Origin of the sequence: Asticcacaulis sp. (assembly GCA_024707255.1) — a bacterium.
Taxonomy (GTDB): Bacteria; Pseudomonadota; Alphaproteobacteria; order Caulobacterales; family Caulobacteraceae; genus Asticcacaulis.
Genome location: JANQAC010000002.1, coordinates 1,152,754 through 1,173,644, shown reverse-complemented (window position 1 = coordinate 1,173,644; position 20,891 = coordinate 1,152,754). Strand labels below are relative to the sequence as shown.

General features: G+C 60.0%; 13 protein-coding genes and 5 pseudogenes. 8 read left to right on the top strand and 10 right to left on the bottom strand.

What is annotated here, in order from left to right; translation table 11 throughout:
- Positions 1-324: 324 nt before the first annotated feature.
- From NVV72_16820 to NVV72_16805, 4 genes and pseudogenes are all read right to left on the bottom strand, one after another.
- Positions 325-2,721, bottom strand: a pseudogene (locus NVV72_16820) (ice nucleation protein).
- Between the two features lie 223 nt (positions 2,722-2,944).
- Positions 2,945-3,955: pseudogene (locus NVV72_16815) on the bottom strand (ice nucleation protein).
- Positions 3,956-3,966: 11 nt separating this feature from the next.
- The gene (locus tag NVV72_16810; GenBank protein ID MCR6660908.1) at positions 3,967-6,198 is read right to left on the bottom strand and encodes a hypothetical protein; all 2,232 of its coding nucleotides are present in this window, start codon (positions 6,196-6,198) and stop codon (positions 3,967-3,969) included.
- A gap of 202 nt (positions 6,199-6,400) precedes the next feature.
- Positions 6,401-6,985, bottom strand: a complete 585-nt coding sequence (locus NVV72_16805; GenBank protein ID MCR6660907.1) for a thermonuclease family protein — start codon at positions 6,983-6,985, stop codon at positions 6,401-6,403.
- Between the two features lie 136 nt (positions 6,986-7,121).
- Between NVV72_16805 and NVV72_16800 the strand changes: the two genes are divergently transcribed.
- Complete coding sequence (locus NVV72_16800) at positions 7,122-8,111, top strand: DMT family transporter (protein ID MCR6660906.1); 990 nt, start codon at positions 7,122-7,124, stop codon at positions 8,109-8,111.
- Here NVV72_16800 and folK read toward each other — a convergent pair.
- Complete coding sequence (folK, locus tag NVV72_16795; protein MCR6660905.1) at positions 8,084-8,593, bottom strand: 2-amino-4-hydroxy-6-hydroxymethyldihydropteridine diphosphokinase; 510 nt, start codon at positions 8,591-8,593, stop codon at positions 8,084-8,086. The two genes, NVV72_16800 and folK, sit on opposite strands and share 28 nt — an antisense overlap.
- Positions 8,594-8,647: 54 nt before the next feature.
- Between folK and NVV72_16790 the strand changes: the two genes are divergently transcribed.
- The 3 genes from NVV72_16790 to NVV72_16780 all read left to right on the top strand — a co-directional run bounded on the left by NVV72_16790 (position 8,648) and on the right by NVV72_16780 (position 10,617).
- On the top strand, positions 8,648-9,235 hold the full coding sequence (locus tag NVV72_16790) for an NYN domain-containing protein (GenBank protein ID MCR6660904.1): 588 nt from the start codon (positions 8,648-8,650) through the stop codon (positions 9,233-9,235).
- Between the two features lie 170 nt (positions 9,236-9,405).
- Positions 9,406-9,834 carry a VOC family protein gene (locus tag NVV72_16785; GenBank protein ID MCR6660903.1) on the top strand — a complete coding sequence of 143 codons (429 nt, stop codon included), beginning with the start codon at positions 9,406-9,408 and terminating at the stop codon, positions 9,832-9,834.
- Between the two features lie 3 nt (positions 9,835-9,837).
- Positions 9,838-10,617, top strand: coding sequence for an SDR family oxidoreductase (locus tag NVV72_16780; GenBank protein ID MCR6660902.1), 780 nt, complete (start codon positions 9,838-9,840; stop codon positions 10,615-10,617).
- Positions 10,618-10,851: 234 nt separating this feature from the next.
- Here the strand turns inward: NVV72_16780 and smpB are convergent.
- Both smpB and dapA read right to left on the bottom strand, forming a co-directional pair.
- Positions 10,852-11,321, bottom strand: a pseudogene (gene smpB, locus NVV72_16775) (SsrA-binding protein SmpB).
- Positions 11,321-12,228: pseudogene (dapA, locus tag NVV72_16770) on the bottom strand (4-hydroxy-tetrahydrodipicolinate synthase). The pseudogenes smpB and dapA overlap by 1 nt, the downstream one beginning before the upstream one ends.
- Before the next feature lie 176 nt (positions 12,229-12,404).
- On the opposite strand from dapA, the gene NVV72_16765 reads away from it, so the two are divergent.
- A complete protein-coding gene (locus NVV72_16765; GenBank protein ID MCR6660901.1) occupies positions 12,405-14,825 on the top strand; it encodes a lytic transglycosylase domain-containing protein in 2,421 nt (806 codons plus the stop codon).
- Here NVV72_16765 and NVV72_16760 read toward each other — a convergent pair.
- The 3 genes and pseudogenes from NVV72_16760 to NVV72_16750 form a co-directional block, all read right to left on the bottom strand.
- Positions 14,822-15,583 (bottom strand): ABC transporter ATP-binding protein, encoded by a 762-nt coding sequence (locus NVV72_16760; GenBank protein MCR6660900.1) that lies wholly within the window; start codon positions 15,581-15,583, stop codon positions 14,822-14,824. The genes NVV72_16765 and NVV72_16760 overlap by 4 nt on opposite strands.
- A gap of 55 nt (positions 15,584-15,638) precedes the next feature.
- Positions 15,639-16,635: pseudogene (locus tag NVV72_16755) on the bottom strand (iron ABC transporter permease).
- Positions 16,632-17,432 (bottom strand): iron ABC transporter substrate-binding protein, encoded by an 801-nt coding sequence (locus NVV72_16750; GenBank protein ID MCR6660899.1) that lies wholly within the window; start codon positions 17,430-17,432, stop codon positions 16,632-16,634. Before NVV72_16750 ends, NVV72_16755 begins: the two are co-directional and overlap by 4 nt.
- Before the next feature lie 223 nt (positions 17,433-17,655).
- On the opposite strand from NVV72_16750, the gene NVV72_16745 reads away from it, so the two are divergent.
- The 3 genes from NVV72_16745 to NVV72_16735 are packed head-to-tail and all read left to right on the top strand — an operon-like array spanning position 17,656 to position 20,882.
- Positions 17,656-19,209, top strand: coding sequence for a glycosyltransferase (locus NVV72_16745; protein MCR6660898.1), 1,554 nt, complete (start codon positions 17,656-17,658; stop codon positions 19,207-19,209).
- Positions 19,160-20,098 carry a class I SAM-dependent methyltransferase gene (locus tag NVV72_16740; GenBank protein MCR6660897.1) on the top strand — a complete coding sequence of 313 codons (939 nt, stop codon included), beginning with the start codon at positions 19,160-19,162 and terminating at the stop codon, positions 20,096-20,098. Before NVV72_16745 ends, NVV72_16740 begins: the two co-directional genes overlap by 50 nt.
- Positions 20,091-20,882: an RNA methyltransferase gene (locus NVV72_16735; GenBank protein MCR6660896.1), complete on the top strand. Its 792-nt coding sequence runs from the start codon at positions 20,091-20,093 to the stop codon at positions 20,880-20,882. The genes NVV72_16740 and NVV72_16735 overlap by 8 nt, the downstream gene beginning before the upstream one ends.
- The last annotated feature ends 9 nt before the right edge of the window (positions 20,883-20,891 follow it).

Genomic DNA, 20,891 nt, shown 5'->3' with positions numbered 1-20,891 from the left:
GCCTTCAATCCTGACATTTGCGTCGAAGTCAGGACGGCCAGTTGCGCTGCCGTCAGCGCCGCCATACCGGTCGCCGCCAAGGCGCCAAGCTGAACGGAGGTCAGGGCCTTGAACTGGGTGGTCGTCATTGCCTGCAACTGGCTCTCGGTAAAACCACTGACCGCCGTCACCGACAGGGCTGCCATTTGAGTCGTCGTCAGCGCCTGGAGTTGCGATGAGGTCAGGACGGCCATCTCCGTCGTGGTCAGCCCCTTGAGCTGCACGGTTGTCAGATTTCCAACCTGGGTCGTCGTCAATCCCCTGGACCTGGGTGGTCGTCAGGTTACCGATCTGCGTCGTGGTCAGGCTTTTCAGTTGGGTGCTGTTGAAAGCGGCGATCTGCGTGACATTCATATCCGCCACATCTTCCGTTTCCATGGCCGCCACTTGCGTAGCGCCCAGCGCCCCGATTTGCGTGGTCGTCAGGTTGCCGATCTGGGTTTCATTCAGGCCGGAGATGGCATCAGGGCTGATGGCAGCTACCTGTGTCGTCACCAGCGCGCCGATCTGCGTTGTCGTGAGGGCGCCCAACTGCGTATAGGTCAGGCCCCCGATCTGGCTCGTATAGAGGCTTGCCAGCCCCGTCGTTGTCAGGCCGGATATTTCATCCGGGTTCAGCGCACCAATCTGTGTCTGGCTCAGGCCGTGAAGTTGGGTCGTGGTCAGGGTCGACAGGTGCGTGGCATTCAGCGCCGCCACCTGGCTGGTGGTCAACGAGCCGATCTGGGTCGAGGTCATGGAGACCAGTTGCGTCAGGGTCATGCCGGCGATCTGGTCGTCGTTCAGACCCTGGATTCCGTCGGTCGATATGGCGGCAAGCTGTGCGGTCGACAAGGCCGATAGCTGCGCTTGCGACAGGGCCTGCACCTCGGTGGCGTTCAGCCCCTTGATCTGGGTCGTGGTGAGCGCGGTCAACTGGGTTGTGGTCAGGCCCTTGATATTGGTTTCATTCAGATAGCCGATCTGGGTCGAACTGAATCCACGAAGCTGGGTTGTCGTCAGGGTGGCAACGCCGTCCGAAGTCAGTCCACCGAGGCTTGCCGTCGCCGGGGCGCCAAGATGGGTCGAGGTCAGCGCGCCCAGTTGTCCGGCCGTCAGAACCTCAAGCTGGGTCGAGGCCAGGCTGCCCATCTGCGTCGTGGAGAAAACGGCGATGTCGGTCGTCGATAGTCCAGCCACCTGCGTTGTGGTCAGGGCGGCGATGAGGGCGCCGGTTAGTCCCTTGACCTGGGTCGTGGTCAGGGTGGCGAAATCTGTCACGGACAAGCCGGTTATGCCGGTCTCCGACAACCCGCCGAATTGGGTGGAACTCAGGGCGTGCAACTGGCTGGTGGTCAGTTCGTCCACCTGGGTCGAGGACAGGCTGCCGAGGGCGGTGGCGCTGAGGCTGGCAATCTGGCTGATCGTCAGGCTGGCGATCTGGCTCTCTTCCAGTGCCGCGATGCCGGTCGTGGTCAGGCCGGAAATCTGTGTGGTGGTCAGGCCGGCCAGCAAGGTGGTGGAGAGTCCCCTCACCTGGGTTTCGGTCAGGGCGCCGATCTGGGTCGAGGTCAGGCTGGAAACCTGGGTCGTGGTCAGATTCGATATTTGGGTCGATGTCAGGCCGCCGACGCCGGTTTCCGACAGGTTGGCGACCTGAGTCCGGTCCAGCGCCGCCATCTGGGTGGTGCTCAGGCTGGCCACCTCATCGGCGGTCAGCCCCTTGAGCTGGGTCGTGGTCAACCCGGACATCTGTAGCGCCGACAGGCCCTTAAGCTGTGTCGTTGACAGATAACCGATTTCTGCCGCCGTCAGCCCCTTAACCTGCGTCGTGGTCAGAAGCGATATATCTCCTGAGCTCAGACCGCCAAGAGCCGTTGATGTCAGAACACCAAGCTGGGTCGAGGTCAGAGCCTTCAACTGATCATCACTCAGGGCGTCTACCTGGCTGTCGTTCAGCCCAGTCAGCGCCGCGGTGGTCAGGGCGCCAATCTGGGTGGTATTGAAGGCCGCCAGTTGATCGGCACTGAAGGCGGCGAGACCCGTCGCTGTCAGCCCCCGGATCTGCGTCGTGGACATGCCCTTCAGGATCGTCACCGTCAGTCCGGATATTTCATCCTCGGTCAGGGAGGCGATCTGCTGAGCCGCCAGGCCGTTCAACTGCGTCGTGTTCAGCTCCGCCATCTGGTCGGCCGTGAGACCGCCAAAGGCCGTCACGGTCAGGGCCGCCAGTTGCGTAGAAGTCATTACAGACAGTTGCTCAGGCTGCAACGCCCCGGCTTCCGTCGCTGTCAGGGCGGCCATCTGCCCCGTGGTCATGGCGGCGATTTCCGAAGTGGTCAGTCCGGCAATCTGGTCTTCACTGAACCGGGCGATCTGCATCGCCGTGAGCGACCGGAACTGCGTCGTGGTCAGGCTTTGCAGTTGGGTTGTCGACAGGCTTTCTATGCCCGTGCCGCTCAGGGCGGCTATCTGACGAGTGCTTAGCGCCGCCAGTTGCTCCGCGGTTAGTGCCGATACCTGCTGCCCGCTCAAGCCGCCGATGGCCGTGGCGGAAAACGCGCCGATCTGGGTGGTGGTCAGGCTGGCGATCTGGTCGTTCGTCAGGGCCTGCATCTGGGTGGACGTCAGGGCGCCAAGCTGCGCCAGGCTCAATGATGACAGGGCTGTGGTGGAAAGGCCGGCAATCTGGTCGGCGGTCATGGCGGCGATCTGCGCGGTGCTGAAAACCGCTATCTGGGTCGCTGTCAGGCTGGATATCTGCGTATTGCTGAGGCCGCCCATCCCCCCCCTTGGAAAGCGCGGCTATCTGGCTGGTACTCAGGGCCGCCATCTGCGTTTCCGACAAACCGCCAATCGCCGTGGCGGTAAGCCCCATGATCTGCGATGTAGCCAGGCTACTGACCTGGGTCAGGCTCAGGGCCGCTACCTGGTCATCCGTCAGCGCACCAGCCTCCGTGATCGTCAGGCTCCGGAGCTGAGTTGTCGTCAGGCTTGCCAGGTCGTCCGGATTCAAGTCCGCGATCTGGGTCGGGTTCAGGCTCCTGATCTGGGTGGTCGTCAGGGATTGCAGCGTCGTCGTGTCCAAGGCGTCAAGCTGTTCACCTGTCAGTCCCTTGACCGCGGCCGTATTGATATAGCGAATCTGGGTCGTGCTGAGCGCCGTCACCTGCTCCGTTGTCAGGCTGGACAGGCCGGAGGCGCTCAGCGCCTTGACCTGTGTGGTCGACAGCAGCGCCATCTGGCTTGTGGTCAGTCCTGACAGATTTCCAGCACTGAGACCGGCAATGGCGGCACTGCTCAGACTCAAGAGCTGGCTTGCGCTCAATCCGGATATCTTGTCGGAACTCAGCCCTGCCAGTTGCGCCGCCGTCAGAACGGCGACTTGCGTTGATGCTAGTGCTGTCAGTTGCGTGTCGCTGATCGCCCCCAGTTGCGTCGACGTCAGGCCCTTGATCTGGCTGGTCAGCAGGGCCGCCAGTTGTGAAGCCGTCAATGCGGCGATTTCATCGTTGGACAGGCCGCCGATCTGGGAGACGGTCATCGCCCGCAGCAGGGTTGTGCTCAGGCTGGCCATCTGATCGGCCGTCAGGCTCGCGGTCGCGGTCGTTGTCAGGGCCGCCACCTGTTTTGTTGTCAAGACATTGAGCTGGGTCGAACTCAACGCCGCGACCTGGGTATCTTTCAGCCCGCTCAGCCCGGTGGTGGAAAGGGCCGACATCTGGGTTGTCGTCAGTTGCGATATCTGGTCGGTCGTCAGCGCCTTGATCTGGACCGAGGTCAGATTATTCAACTGAGACGCCGTGAATCGACCGAGGTCCGACGGATTGAGCGAAGCGATCTGATCCGCGCTCAGCGCCTTGATCTGTGTCGTTGTCAGGGCCGCCAGTTGAGAGGCCGTAAACGCCGTCAAATCTTCCGAGGACAGGCTGGCCACCTGGGTTGCCGTCAAGCCCGATACCTGGTTTCCGATAAACCGGCGATCTGGGTATTATTCAGTTCGGCGATATCGGTGGCGTTCAGTCCCTTCAGTTGTGTCGTCGACAATGACCGCAGCAGCGTGGTGGTGAGCGAAGTCACCTGATCCTCGCTGAGCGCGCTGATCTGGCTGGCCGTCATCGCCGCCCATTGATCCGTGCCGAGCGCCGCCAGTTGCGCGGTACTGAGTTGCGCAATCTCGCTCGTGGTCAGGGCAGCGATCAGAGTTGCCGGCAGCCCCCTGATCTGCGTGGTCGTCAGGCCGGCAATATGGGCTTCGCTTAAACCCTTTATGGCGCCAATCGTCAGAGCCGCCATCTGGGTTATCGACAGCGCATTGACCTGGGTATTGGCCAGTGTGCCGATATCCGTTGCCGTCAGCCCCTTGATCTGGGTCGTAGTCAGGAGCGTGATCTGGGTCAGGCTCAGGCTGGCAATCTGGTCTTCGCTCAGATAGCCGATCTGGGTCACAGTCAGGGCGCGCAACTGCGTGCAGTTCAAACTGCCGATCTGGTCCGCCGTCAGTCCCTGCAACGCCTTTGACCCCAGGGCCGATATTTGACCGGCCGTCATCGCCGCCAGTTGGGTATTGCTGATCGAACTGATGATATCCTGGCCAAGACCGCCGATCTGTGTAGAGGTCAGATTGCTGAGCTGGGCCGTGGAAAGCGCCTGTAGCTGATCCTGGGTCAGTACGCCAACGCCTGCGGCCGTCAGCCCCTTGATCTGCGTCACCGTCAGGTTACCGATCTGGTCTGGGCTGAAGGCACTGACCTGGGTGGTCGTCATGCCGGCGATCTGGGTGGAACTGATGCCAGACAATTGCGTCACGGTCAGGATGCCGATGTCGTCTGCCGTCAAGCCTTTGATCTGCGTCACGCTGAGCGCGTTTAGCTGTGCCGAGCCCAGCGCCAGAACCTGGGTGGTGCTGAACGATTGCATGGCCGTCAGGCTCAGCCCCTTGATCTGGTCCGTACGCAGAAGGCCAAGCTCGGTTTCGGTCAGGCTGTAGACCTGCTGGTCGGTCAAGGCGTTCAACTGGGCCGATGTCAGGGCGCCGACCTGCGTCGCCGACAGCCCCGTCAGGAAGGACGTATCCAGGCCCTTTATTTGTGTGGTGTTGAGAGCCGAAACCTGAGTCTCTGTCAGCGCCGCCGCCTGCACCGGAGATAAGGCGTCTATCTGCGTCTCGGTCAGTCCCTTGACCTGGGTCGCCGTCATCTGGCTGACCCGGCTGGCGCTCAGGCTCTCAATCTGGTCGTTGCTTAAGCCCCGGAGCGCTGTCGCCGAAAGCGCCGTCCACTGGGTTTCATTCAGGTTACCTATAAAGGTCGCCGAGAGCTGGCTGAGCTGAGTGGATTGCAGGTAATAGGCCTGGGTCGAGGTCAGGCCGCTGAGTTGACCGGCACTCAGACCATTGAGTTCATCCGCTGTCAATGCCCGGATCTGGGTTGAATTCAGGGCGGCCAGTTGCGTGGAGGTCAGGGCGTTCAGTTGCGCCGCCGTCAGGGACTGTACCTCGGTGGTGGTCATGCCCTGGATCTGGGTGGCCGAAAGGCTGGCAAAATCGCTGGCATCGAGCGCGCCCAGGCCGTCCGATCCCATCCAGTTGATCTGGGTGGAGGTCAGACCGGACAGTTGCGTCGTCGTCATGGCGTCGATGATCGTCGCCGGCAGGGCCTTCATTTGCGTCGAGTTCAGGCCGGATAACTGCGTGGAGGAAAAGGCGCCAAGCTGGGTCGTCGTCAGAATGCCAAGCTGGTCCGCGTCCATGCCCTTGATCTGCAGGGTCGAAAGGACCGAAAGCTGGGCCGGCGACAGAACCGAGAACTGCTGGGTCGAGAACTCGCCGATATCCGTCGCCGTCAGGCCCTGGATCTGCTGCGTGGTCAGGGCGGCGATTTCCTCAACGCCAAAAGCTTCCATCTGGGCTTCGAGCAGAACCGACAACTGCTTGCCGGAAAAGGTCATCTGGCTGGCGGTGAAGGCGGCGATCTGCGTCGTCGTCAGCGCCTTCATCTGGGTGGTCGAAATGGCCGCCAGTTGCGTGGCGTTCAACGCCTGGATGACCTCTACGCCAAAGGCCGAAATCTGTGTCGATGACAGGGAGGCGATGTCCGTCGCCGTCATGGATCCGACGGCCGCTGGTGACAGGGCGGCGATCTGGCTGACGCTGTATGACGAATATACGGAGGTGACCACGCGCGTACGCTTCCCTGCTGCCTTCAAATAGTTAAATTGAAAGGGGCAGCGCAGCCTGCAATGTCAGAAGCCAAGTGTATTTTACACCCACTCACCCGCCTTTAGCACCCATATATCACGTTTGGGGAAAAATGCGGCAAAATAAAGGCAATTTTCGCAAGCATTTGTAATAACGCAGCTTTATCAACATATTGCCATAGTTTCAGCGCTCTTTACGGCGGTATTGCAACGGACTTTCAAAACCATCGGCCCACGCGCCAAGATGGTGAGATTTCGCATAGGCTTCCTCGTCGAGATATTGCGACGAGAAACGTCTATAGGCCACCGCCAGTCCCCGTCTGACCATTTCACCACCCACATCACGCCCATCGGATGTTTTGCAAACCGCCACAGTCCTGCCGTAGGTATCGATTGCCTTCGTCTCACAGGTCAGCGTTCGGCCATTCGTGAGGTCGCGCAACGCCTTTCGCGCCTCGGTGCCACAGCGGAACCGCCCGCAGGACTGGTCGCGCTCAAAAGCATCAACGCCAAAAAGGCGGACGTGCCGCTTGCGAATTACAAGCGTATCACCATCAATCACATAGGCCATGCCGGAAATAATGGCCGGCCTCGCCAGAACCGGCGCCGCCAGAACACTGACCAGAACACTCAAGACCAAACAGAGCGTAACCCAACGTGACATCGTAAACCGGTTTTTGCGGTTGCTTAGCGACATTAAACCCCTTAAGTGCCCGCTCATGATCACTAATTTCGCCAATTCCTTCGCGCTGACGCACATCGACATCATGTCCAAGCTTATTTGGGCGTGCAAGTCCGTGCGTCTTATTTCGCGCAAGAAACCCAAGGCGTAAGATCGTCCGATCCGCGCCCCTTCCCGAACTCCGGGGCGCATGAATTTAACAGGCGCCCGCAAAGGCCCTGCAATGTCTGAACCTTCTGAAAAGAAATCGCTACTCTCCGCGCCCTGGCTCCTGACCTGGGGCGGTTATATTCTCGCCATGCTGGGCGCGTTTCTTTTCGCCAGCAAGGGCATCTGGATCAAGCTCGCCTATAACTACCAGGTCGATGCTTCGGCCCTGATGGCGCTGCGCCTGTCGGTGGCGACACCGTTTTTCATAGTGTTCGGCGTTATCACCTTCCTGCGCGGCAAGGCGAAAGGCACGCACGACCTGCCGCCGATTAATCGCAATCCCGGCCTTTATCTGCGCACGCTGGGCGTCGGCATCCTGGGATACTGGGTCGCCAGCTATACCGACTTCGAGAGCCTGACGACCCTGTCGCCGCAGTTCGAGCGGTTGATCCTTTTTACCTATCCGCTGTTCGTTATCCTGTTCGGCGCCCTGTTCTTCAAACAGCCCATGCGCCTGAAAGCGGTCTGGGCCTTCGCCATCAGCTATATCGGCCTGGGGCTGGTTTTCCTGACCGACCTGCATGCCCAGGGCACGGCGGTGATCAGCGGCGTGCTGTGGTGTACGGTCTCTTCGGTCGCTTTCGCGCTCTATCTGCTGCTGGCCAAGCCACTTATCAGGCGCATGGGCCCGTCACTCTTCACCTCATGGGCCATGAGCGGCGCGGCGCTGGCGACCGGTATCCATTTCCTCATCGTCCATAAGGTGAGCGACATCCACATGACCCCGCCCCTGCTCACCCTGGTGATCGGGCTGGCTATCGGCGCCACTGTCCTGCCGAGCTATTTAACCAATTTTGCCTTGAGCCGCATATCCTCGCAGGCCAACGCCATTATCAGCTTTATCAATCCGATCTTTACCCTGGTTCTGAGCGGCCTGATCCTCGGCCAGCATATCAGCCTGGCCGATATCGCCGGCACCCTGCTGGTGCTTACGGGCGTCGGGCTCTATGTCTGGATCGATCAGCGCGCCATGCGTCAGGAAGCGGCATTGTCCAAAGGATAGGCGTCTGTGCCGACTGTAGCCGCCTTAAAAAGCTCAGCCACCGGGCGCTGTAAAACCGGATGGACCCATTTTGGCGCTATCTCGGCCAGTGGCCCCATAACAAAGGCCCGTTCCGCGGCGCGCGGGTGCGGCAGGATCAGACCATTTTCGCCATTCATAACAACATCGCCATAAGCGATAAGGTCAAGGTCAAGCACGCGCGGGGCATTGAGGCGTCCATCGCGCACGCGCCCGGCGCCGCGCTCCACATCATGCAAAAGCAACATCAATTCCGTGGGTTGCAAGTTCGTTTCGACCTGCAGGACGGCATTAACATAGGGTGGATCGTCTGGATTTGGCCAGGCTTTTGAAGACCACAAACGTGAAATCCTGTTCACAATCAGTCCTCGTGCCTGCAAGTTCTTGACAACCTCGCTGAAAGCTTGCGATGCAGTCACCGGACCAGACAACAGGTTGGAACCGTAGGCAATAAAAACGGACATATTCTTATCTTCGCCTGCCATTTTAACTGCACATTTTCAGGATAGCGTATAGCCATGAGCTTTTATCCGACCGACCGTATCGCGCTTTTTATTGACGGTGCCAACCTCTATTCAGCCGCCAAGGCGCTGAATTTCGACATCGACTATCGCAAGCTACTCGATGAATTCCGCAAACGCGGCATACTGATCCGCGCCTATTATTACACCGCCCTGGTCGAGGGCGACGATTACTCGCCGATACGACCGCTGGTCGACTGGCTCGATTATAACGGCTTCCACCTGATCACCAAGACCGCCAGGGAATATACCGACAGCCAGGGCCGCAAGCGCTGGCGCGGCGACATGGATATCGAAATCGCCTGCGACATGATGGAGATGGCCGAACACGCCAATCACCTGGTCCTTTTCTCCGGCGACGGCGATTTCCGCCGCCTGCTCGAATCCGTCCAGCGCAAGGGCGCGCGCGTCACTGTGGTTTCGACCGTCAAGTCACAGCCGCCCATGACCTCCGATGAACTGCGCCGCCAGGCCGATACCTTCGTCGATCTCGCCGACCTGGCCAGTGTCGTCGGCCGTCCGCGCTCCAGCCACAACCCGCCGAAATTCCTGGGCGCCGAGGAAGATTACGACGAGACTGTATAGAGCGTTTTCCGATCTGATTGGATCAGATCGGCGCTCTAATTTTTTGCTTCTACGCACTTTTTAATCCGAAAAGTGCGCCACACTATTCGGAAAGTGCTTCAGCTTCCGGTTTGATTTTTTATGCCGGGTGCCGTCATGGTGACGCGGTATGATCTTGCGGAGTCCATGCTATGCTCGGACTTAATCTGACCAAATCCGCAGCGGCTGGCCCGTTGCCCCTGCGCGACGCCACACCGATGGGATTTCTGGCCGTCAGCGATTTCGATCAAGCCCGCGCCTTCTATGAAGGCATTCTGGGCCTGACCGTTTTCAGCCGGGATGAATACGCCCTGGTGTTGCGTTCCGGTTCGACCCTGATCCGTCTGACCAAACCACCGAAGCTATATGTCGCGCCCTACACGGTTTTCGGTTTTCAGGTGACCAATATTGACGACAAGGTCTTCGCCCTCACCGCGCTCGACATCAAGTTCGAACTCTATGACTGGCTGGGCGCGGCGCAAACGCCCCATGGTGTCTGGACGGCGCCCAGCGGCGACAAGGTAGCGTGGTTCAAAGACCCCGATGGCAATCTACTGTCGATTTCGGAGCACAAGGTATAATTCATGGATCTGGGGTTGGAAAGGCGCTGCGCCATAGTGTGTGCCTCAAGTGAAGGGCTTGGCAAGGCTTGTGCCATTGAACTGGCGCGGGCCGGCTGCGTGGTAGTAATCAATGGACGCGATGCCGAAAAGCTGGAGCGCACGGCGGCAGAGATACGCGAACTGACGGGCGCGCAGGTCATCCCGGTTGCCGGCGATGTCAGCCTGAAGGAAACCCAGGAGGCGCTGATTTCCGCCGTGCCGCAGGTCGATATACTGGTCAATAACAACGGTGGCCCGCCCTATAGAGATTTCCGCCAGATCGACCGCGCCGCCATGCTGGAAGGCGTGACCGGCAACATGGTAACGCCAATCGAACTGGTGCAACAGGTAATCGACGGCATGGTCGAGCGGCGCTTCGGCCGCATCGTCAATATCACTTCAGGCTCGGTGAAGATGCCTCTGGGAGGTCTTGATCTCTCCAGCGGCGCGCGCCTCGGCCTGACCGGTTTCCTGGCGGGCGTGGCGCGCAGCGTGGCCCATGCCAATGTCACGATCAATTTCCTGCTGCCGGGGTCATTCGACACCCATCGCCTGCAATCGGGCCAGAAACGCACTGCCGAACAGCGCGGCGTCGATATCGAGATCATCCGCGAGGAACGCCGGCAGACCATTCCGGCCAGACGCTTTGGCGATCCAGACGAATTCGGCGCCGCCTGCGCCTTTCTGTGCTCGGCTCAGGCCGGCTATATCACCGGCCAAAGCCTGCTGATCGACGGCGGCGCTTTTCCGGGTGTGCTGTGACGTGGCAAATATATTAAGGGCAAGAGGATCACGGATAAGGCACGGATGCCGCTTCGCAGCGACACAGACAGTCACGGATATTCGTAGATCGGCGCATTCAGAGCCTGAAAGGCAAGCTACTTACTAACGGTTGGCATTGGGGTGTTGCGGGAGGCAAAAAATAGCATCCGTGTTCATCCGTGGCGCATCGCCTGCGATGCGCATCCGTGCCTTATCCGTGATCTCCTTGAATCCTTAGCCCTTATCCCGCATCAGGCGGGCTTTATCTCGCGCCCAGTCGCGTTCGGCAGTGGCCTCGCGCTTGTCATGGTTCTTCTTGCCCTTGGCCAGCGCGATTTCCAGTTTCACCATGCCCTTGTCATTGAAATAGAGCCGGGTCGGGATAATCGTCATGCCCTCGCGCTGGATGGCGACCATGAACCGGTGGATTTCCTTACGGTGCAGCAGCAGCTTGCGCGGCGGCGCGGCTCGTGGTTGAAGCGGTTGGCATGGCCATAGGGCGGGATATCGGCATTGATCAGGCACAATTCGTCGCCGTTCTCGATACTGACATAGGATTCAGCGATATTGGCCCGACCGGAGCGCAGGGATTTCACCTCGGTGCCGGTAAGCGCGATGCCCGCCTCGGTATTCTGCTCAAGGAAATAGTCGAACTTCGCCCGCCGGTTATCGGCGATTGTCTTGCTGGTGGTCAGTTCCGCCATCAGGCCGGCTCCACCTCAAGCCCCGCCAAAGCCATCGCCTCATCGACCTGCGGCCGCACACCCTGCGAACAGGCAACGATCGGCAGGCGCACCTCATCGGTGCAGATGCCGAGGCGGCTCATGGCATACTTGGTTGGCGACGGCGAGGATCGGCGAACAGCACCTTGTGCAGGGTGATCAGTTTGTCCTGCCACTGGCGGGCGGTATCGAAGGCCCCTTGCGCGGCGGCTTCATACATGGCCACGACCTGCGCCGGCGCCACGTTCGAGGTCACCGAGATCACGCCATGGCCGCCATGCGCCAGGTAACCGAGCAAGGTCGGGTCATCGCCGGATATATATGAGAAGTCGCCCTCAATCAGCAGGCGCTGCTGGCTGATGCGTTCCAGATCACCGGTCGCATCCTTGATGCCGACGATGTTCGGCAGTTTCGCCAGACGCGCAATCGTGTCATTGCTCATATCGACGACTGTACGGCCGGGGACATTATAGAGCAGAACCGGAATCTGAACCGAATCGTTCAAAGCCTTGAAATGCTGATAGATACCTTCCTGCGAGGGCTTGTTGTAATAAGGCGCCACCACCAGCACAGCATCGGCACCCATGGCCTTGGCATGATGCGCCAGTTCCAGGGTTTCAGCCGTATTGTTGGAACCGGCGCCGGCGATCACCTTGATACGCCCCGCCACCTTGCGCACGCACAGTTCAACGACCTTACGGTGCTCTTCCATGGAAAGCGTCGAGGTTTCACCCGTGGTGCCGACCGGCACTACGCCATGCACACCGGCGGCGATCTGAAGCTCGATCAGTTTCTCAAACGCCGCATAGTCCACCTCGCCGTTACGGAACGGCGTCACCAGGGCGGTAATTACGCCGCGAAACAGGGGCTGGGCAGATGTATCGGTCATTCGTCTACTCTCGTCTCACCGCAAACACGGAAAGTTGTGGTTTTTCGGCCATCTGTGGCTTGGGAATATATAAAAATAGCCATAGATACACAAAGCATTCGCCGCAATGGCTTTCTAAAAAGAAACTATCGCCTATAGTTCGGCCATACCGCTTTTGGCCCAATGACAGGATTATTATGACCCCGACTGACCGCCAGATACGTAAGCTCAATCCTCTTTTCCGCAAGGCCCTCCTGATCGCGGGCGTCAGCGCTCTTACCCTGGGCACATTGCAACCCGTGGCCGCCCAGGATGATCCGGCGCCGGAAGTCAACGGCGCCCCCCAGGCCACCATGCCCATGCCGACCGATACGGCGCGGCCCTATATCCCTTCGGGCCTTTCCGGCAATGACATGGACCTGCTGGAGCAGGCACTTTCCGCTGTGAAGTCACGCAATTTCGCCCAGGCCGATTCGCTGGCGGCGGGCCTGACCAATCCCGTGGCGCGCAAGATCGTTACCTGGACCATCATCAATAATGACGGCAACATTTACAGCTTCGCCGCGCTTGATGCCGCCCGCCGTGACCTGTGGGGCTGGCCGCGTGAATCCAAGCGCCAGATCGCCGCGGAAAAGCTGATCGGCCTGTCGGGCATGACGGCGCAACAAATCGTTGACTGGTTTAAGGGCGCGCCGCCGCAGACCACTGAGGGCGCCACAGCCCTGATTTCGGCCTATGGCAACCTGGCGCGTACTGAGGACGCCCGCGCCCTGGCGAAAAGCTGGTGGCGGACGAAAGTGTTTGATTCGCTCGCCCAGGCGAATTTCTACCAGGCTTTCGGCACCTACCTCAATCAGGACGACCACAGGGCGCGTCTGCTTTGCCTGGAAATCAACTACCAAAACGCCAATTCGCAGGCGATCCGTGATATGACCGCCTATGTCGGCCAGCATGACGCCGATGTCGCCAATGCCGTGATCGCCATGCGTACCGGTTCGGCGGCTTCGGACGGGCTCTATCAAGCGGCGCTGGCCGGCGATCCGCATAATTCGGCGCTCGCCTTTGCCCGCGCCAAATACCTGAACGGTAAGGGACTGGAAACGCTCGGCTTCCAGTTATTGCCTGACCTGCCACAGGCTTCGGCCAGCCCGGAAGCCGCCAGCCAGCTTTACTCCCTGCGCCTGGGTTATTTCAAAGCCGCCCTGAAGGCCCGCAACTATCGCGCCGCCTATGATGCCATGAATAACGGCGGCTTCGATCCCGGCGAAAGCATGGCCGAAGCGGAATTCTTCGCCGGCTGGATGGCACTGCTTAAGTTGAACGATACAGACTCGGCCATCCGCCACTTCCAGGCCCTGGCCACGGCCGGCACTTCACCGATCACACAGGGGCGCGCCAATTACTGGCTGGGCCGCGCCTATGAAGCGCGCAACCATCCGGCGCTGAATGGCATCGATGCTGACGCCACCCTGGCCCAGCGCTATTATGAACAGGGTGGGCAATATATCTACGCCTTCTATGGTCAGATGGCCGCGGAAAAGGCCGGCATCAAGACGATCAGCCTTGGTAAGGATCCGGTGCCAAGCGCTGCCGATCGCGCCCGTTTCGAGGGCCGCGAAATGATCAAGGCGGCGCGCCTGCTCGGTCAGGCCGGCGAACTGGACCTGTTCCGAGCCCTGGTGCTGCATCTCGATGATGTCATGCCCAATGCCGAGGAAGAGGCCCTGCTGGTCGACCTTGTCGGGCAATACGATTCGCAACTGATGGCCATGAAGGTGGCGCGCGTGGCGATGCAGCGCGGCTTCTACCTGCCGGAACGCGCCTATCCCGTGCGCAGTGTGCCAAACGTCTCCGGCCCGGAACCGGCCTTCGTGCTGGCCATTACCCGACAGGAATCGAGCTTCGACCCCAGTGTCCGCTCTGGCGCCAATGCGCGCGGCATGATGCAGCTTATCCCCTCGACCGGACGGGCCGTCGCCCGACGTCTCGGCATCGGCTATAGCGGCGATGCGGCGCTCTACGAGCCAGAATACAATATGACGCTCGGCAAGTATCACCTGGGCGAACTGGTCGACAAGTTCGATGGCTCTTACATCATGGCCGCCGCCGGCTATAATGCCGGTCCCAGCCGGATGCAGACCTGGATCGATACCTGCGGCGACCCCCGCGGCGCCACCGCCGATCCTTTGTCCTTCATCGAATGCCACCCTTTCACCGAAACGCGCAACTATATGATGCGTGTGACTGAAAACATGCGCGTCTATCGCGCCCGGCTGAATGGGGGCACGGCGCCCCTGACCGCCATGGCCGACGTGCAGCGCGGCTTCCCCGGCCCGATCGGTCCGTTTACCGGGCCGGAATTCAGCGATGTCGCTTCGCCCGATGCTCCGATCAGCTATGCCGATTACAACAAGGGCATAACGAGCAATGCGGCTGCCGCGGCGCAACTGACCGGAACGACAATGGCCCCTGCCCCGACCACGATGGCGCCCGTGCCTAATCCGGTCGTCAAACCGCAAGCCGTAGTCAAGAAAAAGGTCACAGCGACCAAAGCGGCTAAGAAGAAAAAGGCCCAGACGACGAAGAAGAAAACCGCGAAAAAGAAAAAGCGCAATTAAAGGAGCGGCAGACTCTCCAGCCGGAGAGTCTTCTGCCCCTCGTCCCCCACCAACTCGCCTTTCAGATTAAAAACATCCGACAACAGACTGGGAATAAATATCTTTTCCGGCCCATCTATCTTCACGAGCCGCCCCTTATCCATCAGCATGACCGTATCGGCAAATTGCGCCGCCAGATGCAGGTCATGCAGGCTGAGAATGACGGTCTGACCGGCTTCGGCGCGCTGTTTCAGCCGGATCAGCACCTGCCTCTGCCACGCGGGATCAAGCGCGATCAGGGGTTCATCCAGAAGCAGAACGTCCGCCTGACTTACCAGCACCCTGGCCAGCAGCACGCGCGCCCGTTGACCGCCTGAAAGCTTGAAGACGCCACGATCGGCAACCTCCTGCAGACCCAGGGACTGAAGTTCGGCAAATGCCTTCTGCCGGGCCAGTTCAGGTGCCATATGCTGCGCGCCCAAGGCAGCCACATCGACACAGCTCAGATCCCAGGCGATGCTGCGCTCCTGCGGCAGATAGGCGATATGCTCGGTGCGCACGCCCGGCCGCTGCAAGGCGAGATCAAGGCCATTGTAGCTGATCATGCCCGACTGCAAGGAAATGAGGCTCGCCATGGCCTTGAGCAGGGTCGTCTTGCCGGCGCCGTTCGGGCCTACCAGTATGTAAAGCTTGCCGGGCGCCAGTTCGGCCGACACGTCATGGACCACGGTGTCGCGGCCGAGTTTGACGCTGACGGACTGGAGAATAAGGTTCGGCATAAGCGCTTTCCAAAAAAGTGTCCGCACTTTTTGGATAAAAAGCGCGCCAAGTAAATCAATCCTGCATCCAGCTTCTGGCGCTCTTATAGGCCAGTATGGCGAAAAGCGGGGCGCCGACCAACGAGGTCAGGACTCCGAGATGGACATCGGCCGTGGGCGGCAGCAAGCGGATAAGGCCGTCCGACACCAGAACCATCAATCCACCGGTCAGGGCCGACGGCCAGATCAGGGCATAGGGATCCTTGATACCAAAGGCGCGGACGAAGTGCGGCGCTGCCAGTCCGACAAAACCGATCACGCCCGCCACCGACACCGACAGCCCTGCCAACAGTGACGAACCGATGACGATGACCTGCGTCAGACGCGTCATATCGATCCCCATGGATCGCGCGGTTTCCTCGCCCAGGGTCAGGAAACGCAATCCTTTGCCCAGGCGCAGAGAAAGGCCGCATACAATCGCCAGGCCGACAAGGCACATCAGCACGTCGTACCAGCTACGGTTTTGCACAGAGCCCATCATCCAGCTCAGCATTTCAGAGGTGGTGACAGGTGACGGTGACAGGTTGAAGACCAGGGCCATTAAAGCGCCGCACAGGCTGGAGAGACCGACGCCCAACAAAATTAATGATTGACGCTGCGGAAAACGCTGAACAAATACCAGCAGTATCACGGCAACCAGAACCGCACCTGCCAAGGCGAGATCCTTCAACGGCAAAAGGCGTCAAACCCAGACCGAACACAATCGCCAGTGCCGCCCCCAGACCCGAACCCGCTGAAACGCCGAGCAGGCCCGGTTCCGCCAGCGGATTGCGCAAAAGGCCCTGCATCAGGGCGCCGCTCATGCCGAGCATGGCCCCGACGCCAACACCCGCCAGATTACGCGGCAGGCGAATACCCCAGATGATTTCCGCCGGCAGTGAGTTCCAGCGGAAGAACGCGTCGAACCACATGTCACCACTCATGGCCACATCTCCGAAGAGCATCAGGACAATCAGGAGAATGACAATCGCAACGCCAAGCGCCATTGATAGACTACGGAGCGAAAGCGTCATTGCGGCACCGCCTTCAGGCCGCCGCTGCCGGTCAGCGGTGATTGCGAAAGTTCGCTGAGATCATAGGCCGTATACCACCCCGAACAGCTTACCGATTGCCGCGGCAAGGTGAAATTGGGCGACGCCGCGATTTTTGCACGGACCAGCGGGTTACGCCCCGGCACACGGCGCATGGCGTAACGATCGTCATAAAAGGCCAGGGCGAATATATCGGGCTTCATGCTGAGAAGAACCTCGGGGGACAGGTAGAAGAACCCCTTATTCTGAGTCTCCAGCTTGAAACCCAATCTTTGCAGCATATCGCCGACCATGGTGTCAGGCCCGGCGCTGTAACCGCCGGGCGTGTAGTACAGCGCGGTTCGTCCCTGCCCCACCGGCCGGATGGCGGCCATGGCCTGATCGAACCTGCGGGCCTCTATGCCGGCGCCGGCGTCCTGCCCCAGCTCGGCGGCGACCCGGAATAGCTCAGGCTTGGCCTGGTCGTAGTTTGTGATGTTATTGATATTGACGATGCGGACGTGGTGCTTTTCCAGCGCCTTGATCAGGTCCAGCTCCCCGCCCCAGGTGCGCACCACTATGTCTGGCTTTAGCGCCAGTATTGTTTCCAGACGCGGCTGGATACGTCGCACGTTCGACGCACGTTCGCGGAAATAGGCATCCGACAGCCGCGCCCGGTCTGACAGGCCAAGTATCTGATTGCGCGGCACCAGGGCCAGCACATATTGGTCGGCACAGCCATCGAGCGAAATGACTTTCAGCGGCTGCGTCCCCGCCGCCAGCGTCTCTCGTGGCGGCAACCGGCTCGCCCATATGACGGCGGCAACAGCGCAAAGGCAAAGACTTACCCCGAAGACGCCTCCTAAAATCAACTTTTGGGTGTATTTTTTCCGCAACCCGCCTACTTCCAATTGGTTTATTCGGCACCAAAACCTGCGCCTTATGGCTATTCTGGGGGCGTTTCAAAATGAAACCATATCGAAGAAGCGATGCGCTGTTGCGCACATTTACCGAAAAGTGGTTGTGCGCAGACTCGGATACCACGACGTCACAGTCCAGATCTTCCCAGGCGGCTTTAAAGCAGGTTTTTTCGCGGTCGTCATCCCCTGGCGCAGTCATGCGGCGATCTCACCTCTCAAGACATCTTTTTCCGCGCGTTCAGGACTTTCCTGGCAGCAACTATGCCTGTTTGTCATCATCGGCCTGTCATTTTGCGGACTGTGCCTGTGGTCAGTCTCCGGCCTGCTTAGCGGCCTGTACTGGACAGGCTGGGCCTGCTTTATGGGCAATGCCCTGCTGCGCCTCGCCGCCTGCCTGATCTTTCCCGCCACCAACCTACCGGCAGATCCCCTGACCGAGGCGGTCAATGAAAACCTGCCGGCCTACAGCGTCATTGTCGCCCTTTACAAGGAAGCCGGCATTATCCCGCAGCTTCTGGGCGCCATGCAGGCGCTCGACTATCCCCGCGACCGGATCGAAATTCTGTTTGCCCTGGAATCGGATGACGAAGATACCCTGACAGCATTCCGTGTCCACAGCCTCCCGGACTATATGCGGGTCATCGCCGTTCCGCCCGGCTTTCCCCGCACCAAGCCACGCGCGCTCAACCACGCACTGGAACAGGCCAGGGGCGATCTCATCGTGATCTATGATGCCGAGGATCAGCCTCAACCAGACCAACTACGGGAGGCTGCCAGGGCGTTTGCCAAGGGTGATCCAATGCTGGCCTGCCTTCAAGCCCCTTTGCGGCCAAAGGGTGGGACCGGTTTCATACCCCGTCAGTTCGCCGCCGAATATGCCGTGCAGTTCGATGTGCTTTTACCGGCGCTGAACGCCCTGCGCCTGCCCTTCCCGCTTGGCGGCACCAGCAATCATTTCAAGGCAGACGTCCTGCGTACTGTTGGCGGCTGGGACGCTTTCAATGTCACCGAGGACGCTGATCTCGGCCTGCGTCTGGCGCAACTGGGCTACCAGACCGGCATGATTGCCTCGCCCACGGTCGAGACGCCGCCTGTTTTCAGCCAGACGTGGATTCCGCAACGGACCCGCTGGATAAAGGGCTATATGCAGACCCTGCTGGTCCATACACGCCTCAATACACCTCTGAAGCCACGCACCTGGCTGGGCCTGTTCCTCGGCGTGGGCTTAAGCGTCGCGGCCGCCGTCTGCTACGCGCCTTTCAGCCTGATGGTGATCATTTCCCTATTGCTGACGGAATTGCAGCGCATCGGCGATCCCGCGCATCCCCTTCATATTCTGTCACCGTTTGATCTGTCCCTGTTCCTGTTCGGAACCTTGAGCGGCATGATCACCATTGCCCTTGCCGCACGCCGCGCCGGCCTGAGATTGACGTGGGCCGATATATTCAGCGCCCCGGCCTACTGGTGCCTGCAATCGGTCGCCGCCGGCTTTGCCCTGTGGCAACTGCCAACCCGGCCCTTTCACTGGGACAAGACCGATCACGCGCCCGCAACTTTTGCCGTCCAGCCCCTTTACGAAGACGGGCCATGCGCTTATGGCCTTGAGCATGATCATCACCGATACTCCGACAACCTTACGCACCAAAGCCTGGGCTGATTACGCCCTCGTCGATTCCGGCGACGGCCGGAAACTGGAGCGCTATGGCGATTACCTTGTCATTCGCCCCGAGCCGCAATGCTGGTGGACGCCGAAATACCCTCAGCTCTGGGACAAGGCCGACGCCATTTTCGATCCGCAAGGCGAGGACGATGAAGGCAACTGGCGGTTTCCACGCCGGCCCGCCGACCAATGGACGCTGGGCTGGGCCGATTCTTCAGGAAAGAATGGGGTCAGATTTCATGGCCGCTTCACCAATTTCCGCCACCTGGCCTTCTTTCCGGAGCAGGCTGCCAACTGGGCGTGGCAAAAAGAAGCCGTGGCAAAACTCGACAGCCCGCGCGTACTGAACCTCTTCGGCTATACCGGCGTCGCCAGCCTGGTGGCCGCGGCAGCCGGCGCCCGCGTCACTCACGTGGATGCCTCCAAAAAGGCGGTCGCCTGGGCGCGCGAAAATGCCGCCCTTTCCGGCCTGAGCGAAGCGCCGATCCGCTGGATCTGTGAAGACGCCCGCAAGTATGTCCAGCGCGAGGTCAAGCGTGGATCGAAATATGAGGGCATCATCCTTGATCCGCCGAAATACGGTCGCGGCCCCACCGGAGAGGTCTGGCGGCTGTTTGAGGATCTGCCGGAAATGGTTCATCTGTGCGCCCAGCTTTTGAGCGATGAAGCGTCTTTCCTGTTGCTCAACGCCTATGCCGCCCGTGTCTCCGGCCCGGCCCTGGCGCATCTGGTGGCTGAAGCCGTGGGACCAGCCAAAGTGGGCCGTGTCGATTACGGCGAACTGACCCTGATCGAGGACCTGAAGCCGCCTAAAGGCGTAAAACCGGCTGATATTGCGCCGCGCGAGATCGGCCTGAGTTTCTTTGCGAGGTGGATGCGTGATTAAGCAGATAACCTCTCTCACCAACCAGACTGTCAAGGACATTCGCGCCCTGCATATGCGCAAGGAACGCGAGGCCACCGGGCAATTCCTGGCCGAGGGCCTGAAGATCATCATCGATGCCCTCGACCAAGGATTTGCCCCGCAGATTCTGGTCTATGGCAAGGATGCCGACCAGCATCCATTGCTGCGCCGCGCAATCGATGAAACCCTGAAGGCAAAAGGTGAGGTTTTGGAAGTAACGCGTGAAATTCTTGAGAAAATTTCGCGCAAAGACAATCCGCAGATGGTGGTCGCGGTGTTTGCCCAGGTCGTCAAGACCCTGGCCGATATCGATCCGCAATCAAATGATGTCTGGGTGGCACTGGAACAGGTACGCGATCCCGGCAATCTCGGCACCATCATCCGCACCGCAGACGCGGCCGGTATTGGCGGCGTCATCCTGATCGACGACTGCGTCGATCCGTTTTCGGTGGAAACCGTGCGCGCCACCATGGGTTCGGTCTTCGCCCTGCCGATCGTCAAGTGCAGCCGTGATGACTTCCTGGCCGATCGCAGGCGCTGGACCGGTTCGGTGGTCGGCACCCTGCTCACCGCCACGCACAACCACCGCACGGCGCCCTATACGCGACCGACCCTGATCGTCATGGGCACGGAACAATCCGGCCTGACGCCGGAAGTCGCTGCCATCTGCGATACCAATGTCAAGATTCCAATGAAGGGCCGTGCCGACAGCCTCAACCTGTCGGTCGCCACCGGCATAATGATCTATGCGGCGGCGGGGCTTTGAGGCAGGCTC

Excerpts from the sequence above, each read along its gene's own strand:
- NVV72_16805 (MCR6660907.1), bottom strand. The coding sequence starts at position 6,985 with ATGATGTCGATGTGCGTCAGCGCGAAGGAATTGGCGAAATTAGTGATC.
- NVV72_16800 (MCR6660906.1), top strand. The coding sequence starts at position 7,122 with ATGTCTGAACCTTCTGAAAAGAAATCGCTACTCTCCGCGCCCTGGCTC.
- folK (MCR6660905.1), bottom strand. The coding sequence starts at position 8,593 with ATGTCCGTTTTTATTGCCTACGGTTCCAACCTGTTGTCTGGTCCGGTG.
- NVV72_16790 (MCR6660904.1), top strand. The coding sequence starts at position 8,648 with ATGAGCTTTTATCCGACCGACCGTATCGCGCTTTTTATTGACGGTGCC.
- NVV72_16785 (MCR6660903.1), top strand. The coding sequence starts at position 9,406 with ATGCTCGGACTTAATCTGACCAAATCCGCAGCGGCTGGCCCGTTGCCC.
- NVV72_16780 (MCR6660902.1), top strand. The coding sequence starts at position 9,838 with ATGGATCTGGGGTTGGAAAGGCGCTGCGCCATAGTGTGTGCCTCAAGT.
- NVV72_16765 (MCR6660901.1), top strand. The coding sequence starts at position 12,405 with ATGACCCCGACTGACCGCCAGATACGTAAGCTCAATCCTCTTTTCCGC.
- NVV72_16760 (MCR6660900.1), bottom strand. The coding sequence starts at position 15,583 with ATGCCGAACCTTATTCTCCAGTCCGTCAGCGTCAAACTCGGCCGCGAC.
- NVV72_16740 (MCR6660897.1), top strand. The coding sequence starts at position 19,160 with ATGATCATCACCGATACTCCGACAACCTTACGCACCAAAGCCTGGGCT.